The 19,201-nt window shown below is 55.4% G+C and carries 20 protein-coding genes and 2 tRNA genes; 16 read left to right on the top strand and 6 right to left on the bottom strand.

Annotation, left to right across the window (positions count from 1 at the left end):
* Window positions 1-41: 41 nt before the first annotated feature.
* Both BMZ32_RS11250 and BMZ32_RS11245 read left to right on the top strand, forming a co-directional pair.
* Window positions 42-776: a DUF599 domain-containing protein gene (locus BMZ32_RS11250; RefSeq protein WP_090242055.1), complete on the top strand. Its 735-nt coding sequence runs from the start codon at window positions 42-44 to the stop codon at window positions 774-776.
* Window positions 773-1,165 (top strand): MAPEG family protein, encoded by a 393-nt coding sequence (locus BMZ32_RS11245; protein ID WP_090242054.1) that lies wholly within the window; start codon window positions 773-775, stop codon window positions 1,163-1,165. Before BMZ32_RS11250 ends, BMZ32_RS11245 begins: the two co-directional genes overlap by 4 nt.
* A gap of 58 nt (window positions 1,166-1,223) precedes the next feature.
* On the opposite strand, the gene BMZ32_RS11240 is transcribed toward BMZ32_RS11245, so the two are convergent.
* Complete coding sequence (locus tag BMZ32_RS11240; RefSeq protein ID WP_090242053.1) at window positions 1,224-1,514, bottom strand: hypothetical protein; 291 nt, start codon at window positions 1,512-1,514, stop codon at window positions 1,224-1,226.
* Window positions 1,515-1,703: 189 nt separating this feature from the next.
* Here BMZ32_RS11240 and BMZ32_RS11235 point away from each other — a divergent pair, with 189 nt between their 5' ends.
* From BMZ32_RS11235 to htpG, 4 genes are all read left to right on the top strand, one after another.
* Window positions 1,704-2,168 (top strand): PaaI family thioesterase, encoded by a 465-nt coding sequence (locus BMZ32_RS11235; protein WP_090242052.1) that lies wholly within the window; start codon window positions 1,704-1,706, stop codon window positions 2,166-2,168.
* Window positions 2,165-2,611: a PaaI family thioesterase gene (locus tag BMZ32_RS11230; RefSeq protein WP_090242051.1), complete on the top strand. Its 447-nt coding sequence runs from the start codon at window positions 2,165-2,167 to the stop codon at window positions 2,609-2,611. Before BMZ32_RS11235 ends, BMZ32_RS11230 begins: the two co-directional genes overlap by 4 nt.
* A gap of 52 nt (window positions 2,612-2,663) precedes the next feature.
* Entirely contained in the window at window positions 2,664-3,914 is a 1,251-nt protein-coding gene (locus tag BMZ32_RS11225) for an MFS transporter (protein ID WP_090242050.1), read from the top strand.
* Between the two features lie 99 nt (window positions 3,915-4,013).
* Window positions 4,014-5,921 (top strand): molecular chaperone HtpG, encoded by a 1,908-nt coding sequence (gene htpG, locus BMZ32_RS11220; protein ID WP_090242049.1) that lies wholly within the window; start codon window positions 4,014-4,016, stop codon window positions 5,919-5,921.
* A 221-nt stretch (window positions 5,922-6,142) separates the two neighbouring features.
* Here htpG and sugE read toward each other — a convergent pair whose 3' ends face one another.
* Window positions 6,143-6,457 carry a quaternary ammonium compound efflux SMR transporter SugE gene (gene sugE / locus BMZ32_RS11215; protein ID WP_090242048.1) on the bottom strand — a complete coding sequence of 105 codons (315 nt, stop codon included), beginning with the start codon at window positions 6,455-6,457 and terminating at the stop codon, window positions 6,143-6,145.
* Window positions 6,458-6,608: 151 nt separating this feature from the next.
* Window positions 6,609-7,529 (bottom strand): recombination-associated protein RdgC, encoded by a 921-nt coding sequence (gene rdgC / locus BMZ32_RS11210; protein ID WP_090242047.1) that lies wholly within the window; start codon window positions 7,527-7,529, stop codon window positions 6,609-6,611.
* Between the two features lie 264 nt (window positions 7,530-7,793).
* Here rdgC and BMZ32_RS11205 point away from each other — a divergent pair.
* The 4 genes from BMZ32_RS11205 (at window position 7,794) to BMZ32_RS11190 (ending at window position 9,700) form a co-directional block, all read left to right on the top strand.
* A tRNA-Val gene (locus tag BMZ32_RS11205) sits at window positions 7,794-7,869 on the top strand.
* Window positions 7,870-7,889: 20 nt separating this feature from the next.
* A tRNA-Asp gene (locus BMZ32_RS11200) sits at window positions 7,890-7,966 on the top strand.
* Window positions 7,967-8,166: 200 nt separating this feature from the next.
* Window positions 8,167-8,874, top strand: a complete 708-nt coding sequence (gene bamJ, locus BMZ32_RS11195; RefSeq protein ID WP_090242046.1) for a BamJ family beta-barrel-assembly machinery protein — start codon at window positions 8,167-8,169, stop codon at window positions 8,872-8,874.
* A gap of 370 nt (window positions 8,875-9,244) precedes the next feature.
* Window positions 9,245-9,700, top strand: a complete 456-nt coding sequence (locus BMZ32_RS11190; protein WP_090242045.1) for a YkvA family protein — start codon at window positions 9,245-9,247, stop codon at window positions 9,698-9,700.
* Window positions 9,701-9,715: 15 nt separating this feature from the next.
* Here BMZ32_RS11190 and BMZ32_RS11185 read toward each other — a convergent pair whose 3' ends face one another.
* Window positions 9,716-10,438 carry a substrate-binding periplasmic protein gene (locus BMZ32_RS11185; protein ID WP_244153958.1) on the bottom strand — a complete coding sequence of 241 codons (723 nt, stop codon included), beginning with the start codon at window positions 10,436-10,438 and terminating at the stop codon, window positions 9,716-9,718.
* Window positions 10,439-10,571: 133 nt separating this feature from the next.
* Here BMZ32_RS11185 and BMZ32_RS11180 point away from each other — a divergent pair, with 133 nt between their 5' ends.
* Genes BMZ32_RS11180 through BMZ32_RS11170 form a run of 3 tightly spaced genes read left to right on the top strand, consistent with a single transcriptional unit; the run spans window position 10,572 to window position 11,727 of the window.
* Window positions 10,572-10,895 carry a helix-turn-helix domain-containing protein gene (locus BMZ32_RS11180; RefSeq protein ID WP_090242043.1) on the top strand — a complete coding sequence of 108 codons (324 nt, stop codon included), beginning with the start codon at window positions 10,572-10,574 and terminating at the stop codon, window positions 10,893-10,895.
* A complete protein-coding gene (locus BMZ32_RS11175; RefSeq protein WP_090242042.1) occupies window positions 10,892-11,257 on the top strand; it encodes a hypothetical protein in 366 nt (121 codons plus the stop codon). The genes BMZ32_RS11180 and BMZ32_RS11175 overlap by 4 nt, the downstream gene beginning before the upstream one ends.
* Complete coding sequence (locus BMZ32_RS11170; RefSeq protein ID WP_090242041.1) at window positions 11,257-11,727, top strand: SEL1-like repeat protein; 471 nt, start codon at window positions 11,257-11,259, stop codon at window positions 11,725-11,727. The genes BMZ32_RS11175 and BMZ32_RS11170 overlap by 1 nt, the downstream gene beginning before the upstream one ends.
* Before the next feature lie 21 nt (window positions 11,728-11,748).
* Here the strand turns inward: BMZ32_RS11170 and BMZ32_RS11165 are convergent, their stop codons facing one another.
* Entirely contained in the window at window positions 11,749-13,509 is a 1,761-nt protein-coding gene (locus tag BMZ32_RS11165) for a bifunctional diguanylate cyclase/phosphodiesterase (RefSeq protein WP_090242040.1), read from the bottom strand.
* Between the two features lie 94 nt (window positions 13,510-13,603).
* Entirely contained in the window at window positions 13,604-15,682 is a 2,079-nt protein-coding gene (locus BMZ32_RS11160; protein WP_423815413.1) for a carboxy terminal-processing peptidase, read from the bottom strand.
* Window positions 15,683-15,810: 128 nt separating this feature from the next.
* Between BMZ32_RS11160 and BMZ32_RS11155 the strand changes: the two genes are divergently transcribed.
* From BMZ32_RS11155 to ahpF, 3 genes are all read left to right on the top strand, one after another.
* Window positions 15,811-16,776, top strand: coding sequence for an NAD(P)H-quinone oxidoreductase (locus tag BMZ32_RS11155; protein ID WP_090242038.1), 966 nt, complete (start codon window positions 15,811-15,813; stop codon window positions 16,774-16,776).
* A 116-nt stretch (window positions 16,777-16,892) separates the two neighbouring features.
* Window positions 16,893-17,456, top strand: a complete 564-nt coding sequence (gene ahpC / locus BMZ32_RS11150) for an alkyl hydroperoxide reductase subunit C (protein WP_090242037.1) — start codon at window positions 16,893-16,895, stop codon at window positions 17,454-17,456.
* 161 nt (window positions 17,457-17,617) lie between these two features.
* Window positions 17,618-19,171: an alkyl hydroperoxide reductase subunit F gene (ahpF, locus tag BMZ32_RS11145; RefSeq protein WP_090242036.1), complete on the top strand. Its 1,554-nt coding sequence runs from the start codon at window positions 17,618-17,620 to the stop codon at window positions 19,169-19,171.
* Window positions 19,172-19,201 lie beyond the last annotated feature (30 nt).

Genomic DNA, 19,201 nt, shown 5'->3' with positions numbered 1-19,201 from the left:
CAGGCCTGTCTATAATCGGCGCAGGTTAACAAGGAGTTTGCATGTCAATCAGTGACTATTACCTGCCGCACCTGCTTGCTGTTCTCTGGTTTGTCTTGTGTTGGGCCGGTTATACCCGTTATGCCCAGGCTAAAGGGCGGACTACGCCGTGTTTAGCCAGTGTGCTGCACCTCTACCGCGAAGACTGGATGCGCCGCATGTTGCTGCGTGACAACCGCATTGCTGATGCCAACGTGATCGGCAACCTGGAGCGCAATGCCTCATTTTTTGCATCAAGCACGTTGATTATTCTCGCGGGTATTCTCACGGTGCTCGGGTCTTCTGATCGCGCGGTATCGCTGCTGGCTGATCTGCCGTTTGTCCAGGTCGCCAGTCGCGGGCTGTCTGAGGTCAAGTTGCTGTGTTTGGGGGTGGTGTTTGTCTATGCCTTCTTCACGTTCAGTTGGTGCATGCGCCAGTACAATTTTGCGGCGACTCTAATTGGCTCTGCCCCCATGATTGGTGAGCGGCATGTGACCGAGCAGGAGCGCAAAGCCTTTGCTGAGCGCACCGCGAGAGTGATCTCGATGGCCGCTAATCAGTTTAACCAAGGGCTGCGTGCCTATTACTTCGGCATGTCGACCTTAGCCTGGTTTATTAACCCCTGGTTTTTCATGCTGGTCAGCGCCGGTGTGGTATTGGTGTTGTACCACCGCGAGTTTCACTCCGATGTGTTGGAAGTGATGGTCTACACCCAAACCCCTGCGTTCGAATCGGCCAAGGAGAAAAGCGAATGAGCATTCCGTTCTGGTGCATTTTTATCAGCGCGCTATTGATTTTTATCGCCAAGGCTCCCGTGGCTAAGGCGATGGTGAAGGAGGGTGGCGGTCGCTACGACAACCATCACCCACGTGCTCAGCAAGCGCGCCTGACTGGTTTTGGCGCGCGTGCGCTCGCCGCACACATGAACAGTTTTGAGGCATTTCCGCTTTTTGCTGTGGGTGTATTAATGGCCCATGTGACCAATAATAATGGGGTTCTGGTCGACGTATTGGCCGTGACTTTTGTGGCTGCGCGGGTGCTGTATCTGTTTTTCTACTGGGCTGACTTGCACTGGCAGCGCAGTGTGGTCTGGGTGCTAGGGCTGTTGTGCAGTTTATTGCTGATGCTTAGCCCCGGGCTTTAATTGATCCAAAAACAACTAGGCCCGCAATATGCGGGCCTAGTTGTTTTAGCTAAACGACTTAGTTGCCATCAACGGCATCTTTAACTTCATCGCCTGCGTCTTCCATGGCATCAGCTGCATCATTGGCAGCATCATCGATTTTCTCGCCAGTGGTCGGCTCGGTGCCCATGACTTCATCGGCTTTCTGCTCGATGGCATCGCCAGTATCTTTAACAGCATCACCCATTGATTCCATGGCTTCAGAAGCGGACTCCTTGGCCGACTCCATTTTGTCTTCTGGGGTTTTCTCACAAGCGGCCAGGGCAAGCATGGCGGCGAGAAGCAGGGCATAGGTGAATGGCTTTTGCACAGTTAGTACTCCTTGTAATGGGTAATCAATACCTGGTTGCCCAAGCATAGCCATTAAACAGCAGCTTTTCGCCGAAGTTCCTCAGTTAGATGCCAGTCTGTTCTCATCGCAGGGCGTGGCCGTGGTGCTGGGCTTTCTATCAGCGGGTATCATGCTCGCCCTTTGTGCAGTTGTCCTGGGTCTGAAGTCATGAGCAATTTCCCTATTATTGAGCGGGCGCAGCGTTTTTTATCAGTATTGCGCCATTGCCAAGTGCTGGGCATGAGCGTGCACAGTGCCGAGCCAAAAGGGTTGATCCTGCGTTTGCCCTACAGTGAGCAGATTGTCGGTAACCCGGAAACTGGAGTGATCCACGGCGGTGCCATCACCACGTTGATGGACACCACCTGTGGCATTTCGACGGTGTGTGTGCTGCCTGAGTTTGAAATTTGCCCGACCCTGGACCTGCGTATCGATTACATGCACCCAGCCGAGCCGAACAAAGATGTATTCGGTTTCGCCGAGTGCTATCGGGTGACTGAGAACATCATTTTTACGCGCGGTTATGCCTATCAGGATAATCCAGACGAGCCGATTGCCCATGTGGTGGGCGCCTTTATGCGCATGGGTAAACCGACCGACCTGCAGCGTACTAGCAAGGGAGTCGGCCAATGAGCACGTTTAATCTCAACCAGTTAGTACGCGAAGCCCATGCGCAGAACAATTATGACCCGCTGATCAGCCTGATCCCCTACGCTAAATTGCTCGGCATTGAGTGCTTGCGGTTGGGTGATGACATGGTGTTTCGCCTGCCAGCCAATAAAGACTGCATCGGTAATCCGACCCTGCCGGCGCTGCACGGCGGAGTGATTGCTGGCTTTATGGAGCATTCGGCGATGCTTCATCTGTTGATGTTTATGGGCATTCCACATTTGCCGAAAATCATCGACTTCTCGATAGATTACCTACGCGCCGGCCATTATCGTGACACCTTCGTGCAATGCCAGGTGTGGCGGCAGGGCCGCAGGGTCGCCAACGTGGCTATTACTGCCTGGCAAATCAAACAGACCGAACCGATCGCCACGGCGCGTGCGCACTTTAAGGTCGATGAGTCTTAATCGCCGAGCTAGTGCGGGACGACTTACTTTAACCAACACTAGGGAAGACTGAATGGATGCGCTGCTGATTCTGGGTGGCTTGCTGCTGATACTCGCCGGGTTGGTTTGGCTGGTGATGCGCGCCTTTGCTACCAGCCTGCTGTGGGGCTGGGCCAGTTTTTTGCCGCCATTGGCCTTGCTGTATGTGTTGCGCCACTGGCGCTCAGCGCGTCCAGCTCTGGCGTTGTCTGGTTTGGGCATCATTCCGCTGGTAGTCGGTCTGACCTTGCTGGCCAGCCATGATGCGCAACGCCTGGAAGCCATCCTCAGCCTCAAGTGGCTTAAGCCAGAGGTGCAGGCACCCGCCGAGCTGGCCATCAATTTGCGTGGTGAGCTAAATGGCCGGCCTTTTGCACCGCAGCAGGCCGAGTTGCTTGATGGCGTATTGAGCCTGCGTGAGGGCCAGGACTTTTTCGCTCAGAGCGAGCTGGTGATTCGTCTGCCGAACCTCAAAAAAGGCCCGGTACGAATCGACGTACTGCCTGCAGACACAGGCGTGCTGCCAGAAGTGGAAATCAGCTGGTTGTTGCCGGAGCAGGACTTGCCTGAAGCACGTCGTCTGAGCCGTGGTTATACCTTACACCTAGACTTGCAACCGGTTGCGCCGAATAAGCTGGTGGGCGATTTTCACCTGGTATTGCCAACACAATTTAAAACCACCCTGAGCGGTAGGCTTGAATTATTCCGTAATGGCCTGCGTTACAAAGATGAGCGGGTAGACCGCCATTTCGACTCGGTTGATACCGTCAGCCACGTTATTCAAGACTACTTAGAGCGGCGCTTTACCACCCGCCAGGTGCAACTACAGCCGATCGGTAGTTTGAACTTTCCTCAGCAAAATATTGACCTAAACGTGCAGGCTCGCATCAACGGTGAACTGCAGCAGTTACCGATCAGCCTGCAGAAGCTAGATAGTCGTGGCTGGCAGGTTGCTGCCGATAGCTTTGCACCATTGCCCAGTGCTCTTGCTCCGCCTGTTGTAGAGAAACCTGCAGCTGTTGTCGCGGTGGTGCCCGAGCGGGTCAGCCGACCTTTGGATCGCCGCCTGCGTTTCAGTCTCGAAGGCTTGCTGCGCAGCCCTAGCCGCTATCACGACCTCAGCATGCGCGTGATTACCGAGCGCGGTAATACTGCAGAAGGACGCTTTCAGGGTGTTGATCAGGATGGACGCATCATGTTGCGTCAGCGCATGAATGGGCAGGGCGCGGTCAGCTACAGCTGGCTTCCACAAGAGGTGGTCCGCATCGAGTTGCTTGAGCCCTAACGCGCGCCACAGCCAAGCACTTGAAATCGCACAACATGCCCCCACCTTTACGACATCCGCCGCACTGCGGCTTCGTCAATAAAAGTGGAGTAAGAGAGCATGAGTGTGGAAACTCAAAAAGAAACCCTGGGCTTCCAGACAGAGGTGAAGCAGCTGCTGCACCTGATGATCCATTCGCTGTATTCGAATAAGGAAATCTTTCTTCGTGAACTGATTTCCAACGCATCAGATGCCACCGACAAACTGCGCTTCGAGGCACTGGCCAAGCCAGAGCTGCTTGAAGGCGGCGCTGAGTTGAAGATCCGCGTTAGTTTCGACAAAGACGCTAAAACCGTCACCCTCGAAGACAACGGTATCGGTATGAGCCGTGAAGATGCGATCACCCACCTGGGTACCATCGCCAAATCGGGCACTGCCGACTTTATGCAGCACCTGACGGGTGATCAGAAGAAGGATTCACACCTGATCGGTCAGTTCGGTGTGGGCTTCTATTCAGCCTTTATCGTTGCCGACAAGGTTGATGTATTCAGCCGCCGTGCAGGCGCACCGACCAGCGAAGGTGTGCATTGGTCAAGCAAAGGCGAGGGCGATTTTGAAATTGCCACCGTTGAGAAAGTCGAGCGCGGCACGCGCATCGTTCTGCATCTCAAGGCAGCTGAAGACGAGTTCGCCGATGGCTGGCGTCTACGCAATATCATCAAGAAATACTCTGACCATATCGCCCTGCCTATTGAGCTACCGAAAGAACAAGCGGCTGCTGAGGGAGAAGAGGCGGCAGCTGAGCTGGAGTGGGAAACCGTTAACCGTGCCAGCGCCCTGTGGACTCGTCCGCGTGCCGAGGTCAAAGACGAGGAGTACCAGGAGTTCTACAAGCACATCGGTCATGACTTTGAGAACCCGCTGAGCTGGAGCCACAACAAGGTTGAGGGCAAGCTTGAGTACACCTCGCTGTTGTACACCCCGGCCCGCGCGCCGTTCGACCTGTATCAGCGTGAAGCGCCGCGTGGTTTGAAGCTTTATGTGCAACGCGTCTTCGTCATGGATCAGGCTGAGTCATTTCTGCCGTTGTACCTGCGTTTTGTTAAGGGCGTGGTTGACTCCAATGACCTGTCGCTGAACGTCTCCCGCGAGATTCTGCAGAAAGACCCGATCATCGATTCGATGAAGTCGGCGCTGACCAAGCGCGTATTGGATATGCTGGAGAAACTGGCGAAGAACCAGCCGGAAGAATACAAAAGCTTCTGGAAGAACTTCGGTCAGGTACTTAAAGAAGGCCCTGCAGAAGATTTCGCCAACAAGGAAAAAATCGCAGGCTTGCTGCGTTTTGCGTCGACCCGTAGCGCAGAGGGTGAGCAGAGTGTCGGCCTGGGCGAGTACATCGCACGTATGGCCGAAGGCCAGGACAAGGTCTACTACCTCACCGGCGAATCCTATGCACAGGTGAAAAACAGCCCGCACCTGGAAGTGTTCCGCAAGAAAGGCATCGAAGTACTGCTGCTCACCGACCGTATCGATGAGTGGCTGATGAGCTACCTGACTGAGTTCGACGGCAAGCACTTTGTCGATGTCGCCCGTGGCGATCTGGACCTAGGCAAGCTGGATTCGGAAGAAGACAAAAAAGCCCAGGAAGAAGTCGCCAAGACTAAAGAAGGTCTGGTTGAGCGTCTGAAAACGGCCCTCGGTGAGCAGGTTGCCGAGGTGCGTGTTTCACACCGGTTGACCGACTCGCCGGCAATTTTGGCGATTGGCGAGCAGGACCTTGGTTTGCAGATGCGTCAGATCCTTGAAGCCAGCGGGCAGAAAGTGCCGGACTCCAAGCCGATTTTTGAATTCAACCCAGCACATCCGCTGATTGAAAAACTGGATGCTGAGGCCGATGAACAGCGTTTCGCCGATCTCAGCCATATCCTCTTTGACCAAGCCGCACTGGCTGCCGGCGATAACCTCAAGGATCCGGCTGCGTATGTTCAGCGCTTGAACAAGCTGTTGGTTGAGCTGTCTGCCTGATCTGCGCATGGCGACGTTAATGGCGTAATACTGCCGGCTTAAGCGGTTAAGTCACGGCAATATTCCCTCGAAAAATCCGATACCTGCTTTTCAGGTATCGGATTTTTTTGCCTTTCAGCCGCACCGATTCGGTCTCGCTGGGTGATTCAGTATTTGCGGCCACCTCGGCAATGGCGAGCCGCGCGCGTGCTTTTGATGCAGGTGAAAGCAGCTTTAGCAGCTTAGTGGCTCAGTTTCAGCCCGAGTAGGCCGCAGACGATCAATGCCACACTGGCAAGGCGCATCGGTGTCACGGCTTCGCCAAATAAAATGACGCCAGCAATCACCGTGCCGACTGCGCCCACGCCAGTCCAGATCGCATAGGCAGTGCCCAGCGGCAATTCCTTCATGGCTAGGCCAAGGAGTGCGACGCTGATGATCATCGCGCTAACGGTTAGTAGGGTGGGGAGAGGCCGGGTAAAACCGTCGCTGTATTTCAGGCCGACAGCCCAGCCGATTTCAAACAAGCCGGCCAACAATAAAATGATCCAGGACATAGAGCCCTCCATCTTTAATGCAGAAGGGCCGTCCCGTGATGGTCACTCGATGAGTGGGTGAGGTCGTCCTCACGCTGTGCAGCTTGCGCATATTAGTAGGGGCGGGCGCAGAGGAACAGTGGTTTGCTCCTTTGCGCATGCGCCGTAGCGGTTAGATACCTTGTGGGATGTCTTCGCCGCCCAGTGCTTCGAATAGCACCGGCAGGAATTCCACCAAGGTCAGCATCATCAGGGTGAAACTGGCGTCCTGCTGGCCGAGGTCATCGTCGCCACCATCCTGTTCGGCCTGATCCTGCAGCAGGTCTTCGAAACGCAGGCGTTTAACCACTAATTTGTCATCCAGCATGAAAGACAGTTTGTCCTGCCAGGCCAGGGACAGTTGGGTGACTTGCTTGCCGGCGGTCATATGCAGCTGGATTTCGTCGCTGGTTAGGTCCTGGCGCTTGCAGCGGACTACGCCGCCATCTTCGTGGGTGTCACGCAGCTCGCATTCGTCTAGGACAGTGAAGTCGGCGGCGGCTTGCTGGGTCTTGACCCAATCGGTAAGCGTGGCGCTTGGCGCAATTTTAACGGTCAGCGGACGAACCGGGAGCGAGCCAATGGCTTCGCGCAAGGTCGATAGCAGGTCTTCGGCGCGCTTGGCGCTCGCTGAGTCCACCAGAATCAGGCCCTGCTTGGGCGCAATGGCCGCGAAGGTGGCCGATTTACGAATAAACGCGCGGGGCAGGAAAGCTTGCACGATTTCATCTTTAAGCTGATCGCGCTCTTTTTTGTAGACCTTGCGCATCTGTTCGGCTTCGATCTCGTCGACTTTTTCCTTAAGTGCGTCGCGGACCACGCTGCCAGGCAGAATGCGCTCTTCTTTACGGGCAGCAATCAGCAAAAAATCGCCGCTGACGTGAACCAGTGGTGCGTCGCCACCTTTACCGAAAGGGGGGATAAAGCCGTAGGTGCTGAGTTCTTGGCTGGAGCATGAGCGAGCTGGTTTGGCTGCCAGTGCAGTTTCCAGAGCCTCAGCATCAAAAGGGATATCTTGGGTGAGGCGATAAACCAGCAGGTTACGAAACCACATAAGGGGGTGAATCTCCATTAACTGAGTTGCCGGCGGCGGCAGCTATTACAAGTCGTTAGTCGCGGATGCAGAGTCTTTTTTAGGCTGTGCAAGGCCATGCGACCCATTAAATAGCCTGCACGTTTCATTAGGGGTGCATTATTCCCCCGAGCAGTGCCTGAGGCCAAGTCTGCGCTAAGCCTTTGCTGCAACAATAAAAATTTTCAAAACAATACTTGCCAAGGTAAGTATTGCTGTCTAGAATGCGCGCACTTCGAGAGTGAAGGGTGATTAGCTCAGCTGGGAGAGCAGCTGCCTTACAAGCAGCGGGTCGGCGGTTCGATCCCGTCATCACCCACCAATTCGCTTTTTAAGTTACGCGCAGCGGTAGTTCAGTCGGTTAGAATACCGGCCTGTCACGCCGGGGGTCGCGGGTTCGAGTCCCGTCCGCTGCGCCATTTTCATCCTCGCTTCATCCCCTCTGTGACGTATCGATTTTCATCCAAAATCCTCGCAAAGCCTTTTCTTAAAAAACACCTAAACATCTGAACTTATACGCATTTCTTGCCTCCTATCACGGTAGCCAGTGATCGTAGCGGCCTGCTAAGCTCGCGCTTTCACACCAACAGCCCTAGGGCGCACCGGACAAGGAACAAGCATGAAACAGCATCGTTTAGCAGCGGCGGTCGCCCTGGTAGGTTTGGTACTCGCAGGTTGCGATTCGCAAACCAGCGAAATCAGCCTGGAAACACCTGCACAGAAAGCTTCCTACGGTATCGGCCTGAACATGGGCAAAAGCCTGGCTCAGGAAGGCATGGATGACTTGGACTCCAATGCTGTGGCTCAAGGCATCGAAGACGCCATTGGCAAGAAAGAGCAGCGCCTGAAAGATGAAGAGCTAATCGAGGCCTTTGCCTTCCTGCAGAAGCGTGCAGAAGAGCGCATGGTTACTCTGAATGAAGAGTCGGCTAAGGCTGGTAAGAAATTCCTTGAAGACAACGCCAAGCGTGACGGCGTAACCACTACTGCGTCTGGGCTGCAGTACGAAGTAGTGAAGAAAGCTGACGGCGCACAGCCAAAGGCAACTGACGTGGTGACTGTGCATTACGAAGGCAAGCTGACTGATGGCAGCGTCTTCGACAGCTCAGTTGAGCGTGGCAGCCCGATTGATCTGCCTGTTAGCGGTGTGATCCCAGGTTGGGTTGAAGGTCTGCAGTTGATGCACGTTGGCGAGAAGTACAAGCTGTATATTCCAAGCGAGCTGGCTTACGGCGACCAGAGCCCGACCCCGGCCATTCCAGCCAACTCGGTGCTGGTATTTGATCTTGAGCTGATTGCGATCAAAGACGCTGCCGCTGAAGAGTAACGCTTAGCGATACACACAACGCCCCGTCTCGACGGGGCGTTGTCGTTTCTGTCGGTCACAATCTGCGCTTTTTGGTTGACTGGCGGGTCTTAAAGGGTGCGCTCAGTGGTTGCGGTGTTACGGTTATGCACATTTCCCATGGTGGCCGTGACCGGTTAAAGTAACTCCCTTTAATAAATCCGTTGCCATTTTTAAATTATTGATTTATATGAGGTTTTGGCCTGTGGGCAAAAATTGTCCGATCTGTGACGAGACCCCATGGGCTGGGCGTTTGCCAGGGTTATCGAGAAACTGTTCACAAGGTTATCCACAGCTTTAGTGGATAACCTTGGTTAGCCCAACGGGTATGCGGGGTTGCCGGGAGAGGACGATGAAAACACCGAAAAATTTCGCGCATTACCTGTTTTTAGCTCGACGTTTCCTCAAGGCAGGCCGGTTACCGGCGTTGCTGTTATCAGTCGCTCGAAAGCGTGAGAAATTGGGAAGTGGCTTTGCCGAGTTGGCGGATCAACTTAAGTTGCTGCAGGCACTTTGCCTAGCTTGGTGGCGCGGTGAATATCGGGCCATCGACTCGCGCGCATTGCTCGCGGTGGTGGCGGCCTTGCTGTACTTCGTCACGCCGTTGGATGCCATACCTGATTGGCTGTTTGGCATTGGCCTGGTCGATGATCTAGCCGTGCTCGCCTGGGTGTTGCGCACCTGGCAGACGGAACTTACCGCGTTTCAGCAATGGCGAGCGGCTCAGTCTCCTGAGGTGCTGCAGATAGTTGAACGTTTACCCGAGGCGGACGAATCAGCCAACGTTATAGAAGGAACGCTGCAATAAAATCTGTTGCCGGCGTCAGCTGTCGTTAAGTAACTGCTTAATTAGCCCCTGATCTCGCAGTTGCAACAGTATTTTATCGAGACGCTCGGCGCTGACCGGCAGTTGTGGGCTGTAGGTGCAATGCATGTCATAGCGCTCAATCACCCAAGTGTTAATCCGTAGCGGTGCATTCGCCTGTTTATTCATCTGGAAGCGCAGCGTCCGACGCATGCCGATGATTGCGTCTAGGCGCTGTTTGCGCAGCAGGTTAAACCCGACGGTATGATCACGCAGATTTTTGCGGTTAATTCTCTGTGTAGCGAAGGCGTCCATCAATGTACTGTTGTAGACATAACCTAGCTGGGTGCCAAGGTTCTTGCCATAGAGGTCCTGCAGGCTATTGATCGGTGCTTGCTGACGGTGCACGAGGAGAACATCTTCTTCGCTGTAGAGCGGGGCTGACCAGTGATAGCGCTCAGGGTTGTCTATCCACTGCGGGGTGTTGTTACAGATGACATGAATGCGGCCGCGTTGCATGTATTCATCAATACGTTTGTTTGGTGTTTCGACGAACGCCGCTTGATAACCCAGCTGTTGGCTGACCCGTTGCCCTAACTCGTAAATGAAACCGCCATGCAATTGTTGCTCGCGCACGTCGACGTAAGGCATACCGTCAGCGCTGGCGAAGCCCCATCTCAACTCGTCCGCGCTAGCCAGGCTGCTGCAGCTAATCATGATCAGTATGAGCAGTCTGTGCAAAACGTTCTCCCAAGTGGGCTTGATAAACTGAGGGCAGTATAGATCACGCGCTTTGTGCTGACGGGCTGTTAAGATGGCCGCCTATTCTGGAGTTGCTGAGAGTCACGCAAGTGCTCTGTATGGAGATTTACAGATGAATGTGCAAGTGATCGAGCGCGATGGTGCGCCTGAGTATGCGGTACTGCCCTGGGCGCAATATCAAGCGTTACTGCAAGCTGCTGGGCACGTCCCTGAGGTTGTTGTCGCTGCGGCGGTTGATGCCATCAAACCAGCCCTTAGCCAGCTGACGGCGCTGCGCACGGCCAAGGACTTGAGTGTCGATCAGCTGGCGCGCAATGTCGGAATCAGTCCGCATTATCTGAGCATGATTGAGAGTGGTGAGCGTGAGCCTGACGCCGCCATCCAGCGTGCGCTAGCCTGGCATTTAGGCGTTGCTGGGTGGGAGTCGCAGCTTTGAGCGTGAGCATCAGCCGGCAGCACTGGCAAGCCTTGCTGGGTGAGTTAGAGAGCGCCCAGCGCCAGCGCCACGTCGTGACCTATCGGGCGATGATCGAGCGCTTGGCGCTGCCAAGCCCGGCCATGCAAACCCTCGCAGCGGCACTGGAGCATCTAGCTGCTCTGGATGCGCGCGCCGAGCGTCCGCTGCGCAGTGCATTGGTGATCAGCCAGGGAGCGAGTCGCTTGCCACGTACCGGTTTCTTCGAGTGTGTGAGCCGTTTGGGGCGCTTTAGCGGCGCTTCTGATGGTGTTGCAGCGGCGTCTTGGCATGCTGCAGAAGTGGCTCGGGTATTCGAATTTACTTACTCGGAAGATCTCTGATGTTCGGTGCGCTGCGGGCGCATATCGGCTATTGGCTCGCGCGCCGCTTGTTTCACTGGGCGTGGTTGGTCAAACAGCCGCGTGCCTGGGGTTGGCTGGAAGGGCAGTTTTCGCGTATGGCCAATCTGGGCGATAGCCAGGCTCAAAGCTTCTATGGGCACATCTTGCTGTTTCGCGGCCAAGGCTTGGGCGCGCGCAACGAAGGTCGTCGTCTGCTCGGTTTAGCGGCCAAAGCAGGCGATGCAAAGGCAGCCTACCAGCTCGGTGTTTTGAGCTTGGCAGGCGACCCTCAGCACGCCGAGAGTGCGCAACAGGCCGTTGCCTGGTGGACCCTGGCCGCGCAAGCGGGTCACCCCGCGGCCGCCTACCGTTTGGCTGAGTTGTATCGCGCTGGCGCCGCCGGTTTGAGCGCCGACGCCGCGCAAGCTGAGCATTTTACTGTCATGTCGAATCGCTTAAGCGGCCTCTGATTCAGCAGATTGCTTTCACCCTTAAGCTGCCGTGTCTGCCTGTGTATCGATGATATGCAGGCTATAACCCGGTACAGCCTTGGCGTGGCGTTTCGCTTCAGACGCCAGAGCTGCCAACTGGCTGGCATCTAACTGTGCGCATTGCTCGGGATGCACGTGCACCACACCCAATGACAACGACAGCAGAGCGTATTCCTGACGTTTTCCGCTGCGATCATGGGCAATAAAGCAGCCGGCATGCAGGTCTTCTTCACGGTAAAAACGACGGCATTGGCTCTGAAAGTCTTCCAGCAGTCGGTTGAGCCGTGCGCGCCAGTCCTGCGAACCGAGCACCAGCAGAAAGTCATCGCCGCCGATATGCCCGACAAAGTCCCGCGTCGGATCGATCCGGTCATTCAGGCACTGCGCCAGGCTGAGTAGTACTTCATCGCCTTTGCCATAGCCGTAGATATCGTTGAAGGGCTTAAAGTTGTCGATATCCACATAGCACACCACGGCTTCGCGGCCCTGTTGCAGTAAGCGGGTTAGGCATTGCTGGATCGGTACATTACCGGGTAATAGGGTCAGTGGGTTGGCGTAGCGCGCCTGCTGGATCTTCAGTTCGGTGATTAGCTTGAGGACATCGATGACCCGTCCCAGTCCGCTATAGCACCCGTTCTCTGTGATGATGAAGTCTTCCTCGATACGCTGGCGGGCACGACTGGTCAGTAGGCGGCTGACTTGCTGCAGAGACTGGCTGGTTTCCACAGCCAAGTAGTCGTCACTCATCAAGCGACTAATCGGTTTGCGCGCGTGTAACTCGTTGGCAAAGGGCTTGAGTAAGGTTTCGGCCAGAGAATGGCGGTGCACGATGCCGACGGGTTGCTGGGTCTCGTTGAGCACGGCCAGTGAATTTAGATTGGCCTGGGCGCGAAACATTTCCAGCACCTCGCTGGTGGACGTGCTCATAGCCACTGCCGGCTGCGTGTTAAGTAGACCGCGCAGGTCGCTAACGTCCTCGCCCAATGGGCTATTAAGACAGGTTTTGGGCAATAGATTAAGGGCGTCATGCGGTGGCTGTTCTTGCGGGCGGCAGAGTAGGTAGCCTTGCAGCAGGTCGACGCCCATCTCGGCCAGCACCGCGAGTTCCTCGGGTAATTCGATACCTTCGGCAATCACCTGGGCGCGAGAAGCTTTGGCCATTTTTAGGATGGAACCCACGAACTCGCGCTTGACGGCATCCTGATGGATGCCGTCGATAAAGTGCCGGTCGATCTTGACGTAATCCGGGCGCAGCTCAGACCACAGACGCAAGCTTGAATAGCCCGCACCGAGATCATCTAAGGCAATCGAAAAGCCCATGGCACGGTAGTGGTGTAGGGCCTTGTCGAGCATGGCAAAGTCGTCGGTGGGTGATTGCTCGGTCAACTCGATGACCACACGGCTGGGTGGAATACCTAGGCTTTGCAGCAGTTGCAGGGTGCGCCCGGGCTGATGCTTGGGCTCCATCAGTGAGTCCGGCGAGACGTTGAGGAACAGCTTGCCTTCAAGCTTGAGCTGGCTGAAGCGTTGGCAGGCATTCTTGCGGCAGAGCAGTTCCAATTCACTCAAGCGACCCGCGCTGCGCGCCACGGCGAACAGGTTGATGGGCGAGTGCAGAACGCTGTTGGATGGCCCGCGGCTAAGGGCTTCATAGCCGAGAATACGTCGTTCGGAGAGCGAGATAATAGGTTGGAACAGGCTATGCAGGTCGCCATTGGCGAGGATGGTGTCCAGCGCGCGGAACTGCTCGGTGACGATCATGACGGCTCTCTGTGGCATAAAAAACGGGGACTGGTATTGCTACCAGTCCCCGCATTTCACGACAGTTTGATGACCCTTTGATGACGCCCGCGGTTTACTGTTTGGCTAGGCGAGTATTCAAGCCTAAATAGTCGAGCAAGATGCGCCCGCTTTCGGCGAGGTAGGCATCATCTTCCGGTTTGATTTTTTTGTCTTCAACCGGCAGAGCATCTTCATCTTCCTGCTTAAGCTTGCTTAACGGCACTTCACCTTTGGCTTCGCGCCGGCTGTTTTCGATGGCCAGTTGCTGGCCTTCGATATCAGTTTGTTGGGCGCGACGCTTAGTCTCATTGAGGCTGACGCTGGTTTCCTTCATCAGCTTTTGCGCCAGCTGTAGGCGCTCACGGGCGAAGGTGAAGTCCGCATTTTGCGCGGTACGCTTCTCGTACCGGTTCTGCAGTTCGGCCAGGAACGGTTTGATCGCATCCAATTCCGGCTTGATCGCTGGTTTGATGCTGTCCCACGGCATGGCCTCGGGCAGTGCGCTCTCGCCGATTTCCTTGGTGTCCATGATGTCCGGGTACTGAATATCCGGGATCACGCCCTGATGCTGGGTACTTTGCCCGGAGACGCGGTAGAACTTGGCCAGGGTCAGTTTCAACTCGCCATGATTAAGCGGTTGAATGGTCTGAACGGTGCCTTTACCGAAGGTTTGACCGCCGAGAATCAGTGCGCGGTGATAGTCCTGCATGGCCCCGGCGAAAATTTCTGACGCTGAGGCTGAGAGGCGATTGACCAACACCGCCATCGGACCTTTGTAGTAGATGCCGGTGTTCTCGTCGGCCAGCACATCAACTCGGCCATCGCTGTTGCGCACCAGTACGGTGGGACCTTGGTCAATAAATAGCCCAGTCAGCTCGGTGGCTTCTTGCAGTGAGCCACCACCATTGTTACGCAGGTCAATAACCACGCCGTCGACTTTTTCTTTTTCCAGTTCGGTTAGCAGGCGTTTAACGTCACGGGTGGTGCTTTTGTAGTTCGGGTCGCCGGCGCGGAAGGCTTTGAAGTCCAAGTAGAACGCCGGAATTTCGATAACGCCAAGGGTGTAGTCACGGTTCTCATGCTTAAGATGAAGAACTGACTTCTTCGCCGCCTGTTCTTCTAGCTTCACCGCTTCACGGGTGATGGAAACGACTTTACTGGTCTGGTCGTTCGGGGCGTTGCTGGCCGGAATCACTTCCAGGCGTACTTGCGAGCCCTTTGGGCCACGAATCAGTTTGACCACTTCATCCAAGCGCCAGCCGATCACATCAACTATTTCCTTGCTGCCCTGGGCAACCCCGATGATCTTGTCAGCTGGGGCGATCTGCTTGCTCTTTTCCGCAGGGCCGGCCGGCACCAAGCGCACGACTTTGACGTGTTCATTGTCGCTTTGTAGCACCGCACCAATACCTTCGAGCGATAGGCTCATATTGATGTCGAAGTTTTCTGCGTTATCGGGCGAAAGATAGGTGGTGTGAGGGTCGTAAGACATAGCAAAGGCATTGATGTACGCCTGGAATACGTCTTCACCACGAGTTTGCTGGAGCCGCGCGACTTGGTTTTTGTAGCGCTTGGTCAATAGCTCCTGAATGGCCTTTGGCTCTTTGCCAGCAATTTTCAGGCGCAGCACTTCATCTTTAACCCGCTTGCGCCAGAGGTCGTCCAATTCGGCGACGTTCTTGACCCAAGGCGCGTTCTCACGATCGATGAGCAGGCTTTCATCGCTGTCGAAGTCAATGGTGTCGACGCCTTGTTCGAGCATGTTCAGGGCAAACTTCAGACGGCCTTGCAAGCGCTCCAGATGGCGCGTGTAGATGGCAAAGCCGGGTTGCAGATCGCCGTTCTTAAGCAGATCGTCAAAGCGCGTACGCCATTGATCGAATTCCGCGATGTCGCTGGCGATGAAGTAGCTGCGCGAGGGGTCGAGCATCTTCAGGTAGCCCTGATAGATTTTCTCTGAGCGCTCGTCATTCAACGGTGGCTTGTTGTAATGATGACGCTTCAACAACTCGACCACGTTGAGGCTGGCGATCACTTGCTCGCGGTCAGGCTGCAAGTACTCCCAAGAGTCATTGGCGGTTTTCGCCGCAAGCGGCAGAGTGCTCAGGGCAAATGAGAGTGCGAGGGTGGCGCTGAGTAAGGATCGCTTCATGCTGGTTCGACGTGTGGGCAGTTTATAACGCATATTAGGCCGTCTTTAATGGCGCCCAGTTCCATCGGCGCAATGCAAAAGCCCGGTGTTCAGCGCCGGGCTCGGTTTAAATGCACTATGGAGGCAGCGTGAAGGCATTGCAAGGCGTTGAAGGCCGTGTGGAATGGGCAGAACACCCAGCACCGGTCTGTGATATTGGCGAAATTCGTATCCGTGTGGCGGCCGCAGGGCTCAACCGTGCAGACTTGTTGCAGCGCGCTGGGCTCTATGCGCCGCCGCCTGGTACCACTGAGGTGCTCGGGCTGGAATGCGCCGGCGTCGTCAGTGAAGTAGGTGCCGGTTGTGCCTGGAAAGTTGGCGACCGGGTGTGCGCTCTATTGAGCGGCGGCGGCATGGCTGAGGAGGTGGTGGTTGATGCGCGTCACGTGTTGCCTGTACCTGACGGGGTGACACTGCATGAGGCAGCAGCATTGCCAGAGGTATACGCCACGGCCTGGCTCAATCTATTCCAGCTGGCGGGTCTGAAACCTGGGCAGAAAGTGTTGTTGCACGCTGGGGCCAGTGGCGTTGGTTCGGCGGCTATTCAGTTATGCAAAGCATTTGGCAGCCCGAGTTGGGTCAGTGTCGGTTCGCCGGAGCGCTTAGCCTACTGCGAAAGTCTGGGTGCACAGGGCGGGGTGCTGCGCGGCGAAGAACACTTACAGACGTTGCGTGATTTCGCGCCGTTTGATGTGATTCTCGACCCGGTGGGTGGCAGTTATGCCGCGCTTAACCTGGACTTGCTGGCTCAGGATGGCCGCTGGGTAAACATCGGGTTGCTCGGTGGTCGCCAGGCGGAGTTAGACATGGCGGTGGTGCTGGGCAAGCGCATTCAGCTGATCGGCTCAACCCTGCGTAACCGCGACGAGCAGTTCAAGGCTGACTTGTTGCGCGATTTGCAGCAGTTTGTCTGGCCGCTGTTTGCCGAAGGACGGCTAAAGCCGCAACTTCAGCAGGCCTTTGCGCTCAAAGATGCCGAGGCTGCTTTTGCTGCGTTGGCAACAAACCAGGTCAACGGCAAGCTGGTACTGGTAATAGACTCAGCCTTGGTTTGAAATACGATATCGATTGGCTTAGTCAATCGATGCCATGGCGGCAATTAATAAGCTTTTTTTGTTTCAGGCGCTAAAATGGGCGCTGTAAATTTCTTAACCCTCAGAAGGAATCAGAGATGAACCTCATCAATACCCAAGTTCAACCGTTCAAGGTCAACGCTTTCCACAACGGTAAGTTCATTGAAGTTACCGAGCAGTCCTTGAAGGGCAAGTGGTCGGTGCTGATCTTCATGCCGGCTGCTTTCACCTTCAACTGCCCGACTGAGATCGAAGACGCTGCTAACAACTACGCTGCGTTCCGTGATGCAGGCACCGAAGTCTACATCGTTACCACTGACACCCACTTCTCGCATAAAGTCTGGCACGAAACTTCGCCTGCCGTTGGCAAGGCACAGTTCCCGCTGATCGGTGATCCGACTCACCAGCTGACTAATGCCTTTGGTGTGCACATCGCTGAAGAGGGCCTGGCTCTGCGTGGCACCTTCCTGATCAACCCGGACGGCGTGATCAAGACTGTTGAGATTCACTCCAACGAAATTGCCCGTGACGTATCGGAAACCCTGCGCAAGCTGAAAGCTGCTCAGTACACTGCTGCTCACCCAGGCGAAGTTTGCCCGGCTAAGTGGAAAGAAGGCGAGAAGACTCTGGCTCCGTCTCTGGACCTGGTTGGCAAGATCTAAATCGCTTTCAGCGCCGCCTCGCCAAGGCAGGCAGCGCTGAAACGGCTTTAAATCTGTTCTGCGCTTAAGAGCTGAAACCCAGTCTCTATAGTGCCCGACGCCCGGGCGCAATCCATCCGGGCGTTTTTGTTTCTGTGATTTGTCAAAGGGATACCTGAATCATGTTGGACGCCACGCTTAAAACCCAGTTGAAGGCCTACCTCGAAAAGGTCACCCAGCCGTTCGAGATCGTTGCGTCCCTTGATGACAACGAAAAATCTCGTGAAATGAGTGGGCTATTGCATGACATCGTCAGCCTGACTGACAAGATCACGTTGCGTGAAGACGGTAGCGATAGCCGTGTACCATCTTTCTCGCTTAACCGCCCGGGCGCAGATATCTCCTTGCGGTTTGCCGGTATTCCCATGGGGCACGAATTTACTTCCTTGGTATTGGCGCTGCTGCAAGTGGGCGGTCATCCGTCCAAGCTCGCTGAGGATGTGATTTCCCAAATTCAAAACCTTGAGGGTGAGTTCAACTTCGAGACTTACTTCTCGCTGTCCTGCCAGAATTGCCCAGATGTGGTGCAGGCGCTGAACTTAATGGCCGTGCTCAACCCGAAGATTCGCCACGTCGCCATCGACGGTGCGCTGTTCCAAGATGAAGTGGAAACGCGCCAAATCATGTCGGTACCGAGTATCTACTTGAACGGCGAACTGTTCGGCCAAGGTCGCATGGAAGTCGAGCAGATTCTTGCCAAAATTGACACCGGCGCCAGTGCCCGCGATGCGGAGAAACTCAACGCCAAAGAAACCTTCGACGTGCTGGTTATTGGTGGTGGCCCGGCGGGCGCTGCGGCTGCCGTCTACGCAGCACGCAAAGGCATTCGTACTGGTGTGGCAGCCGAGCGTTTTGGTGGCCAGGTGCTGGACACCATGTCCATCGAGAACTTTATCTCAGTGCAGGAAACTGAAGGGCCTAAGCTGGTTCGCGCGCTGGAAGAGCACGTTAAGCAATACGAAGTCGACATCATGAACTTGCAGCGTGCCAGCGCTATTATTCCTGCCAAGCAAACCGGTGAGCTGCATGAAGTGCACTTCGACAGCGGTGCATCGCTAAAAGCCAAGACGTTGATTCTTGCTACTGGTGCACGCTGGAGAGAGATGAACGTGCCGGGCGAGCAGGAATACCGCAACAAAGGCGTGGCTTACTGCCCGCATTGCGACGGCCCACTGTTCAAAGGCAAGCGGGTCGCAGTGATCGGCGGTGGTAACTCTGGTGTAGAGGCTGCCATCGACCTGGCTGGCATCGTGGCGCACGTTACCTTACTGGAGTTCGACAGCGCGTTGCGTGCCGATGCCGTACTGCAGAAAAAGCTGCACAGCCTGCCCAACGTTAAGGTGATCACCAGCGCCTTGACCAGCGAAGTGAAAGGCGATGGCCAGAAGGTTAACGGTTTGGTCTACAAGGACCGTAACTCGGACGAGTTCGTCTCCGTCGAGCTGGAAGGCATCTTCGTGCAGATTGGTCTGCTGCCCAACACCGAGTGGCTGAAAGGCACTGTTGAGTTGTCCAACCGTGGCGAGATCATTGTTGATTCGCGGGGCGAAACCTCGCTGCCCGGTATCTTCGCCGCGGGTGACGTGACTACGGTGCCGTACAAGCAGATTGTGATCGCTATAGGCGAAGGCGCCAAAGCTTCGTTGAGCGCTTTCGATCACCTGATTCGCAGCTGATAGACCTGCCTCCGTGAGGCGCCGATGTAT

It is taken from the genome of Pseudomonas guineae (genome assembly GCF_900113745.1).
In the GTDB taxonomy this organism is placed as follows: Bacteria; Pseudomonadota; Gammaproteobacteria; order Pseudomonadales; family Pseudomonadaceae; genus Aquipseudomonas; species Aquipseudomonas guineae.
This window is presented reverse-complemented; position numbering and strand designations above follow the sequence as displayed.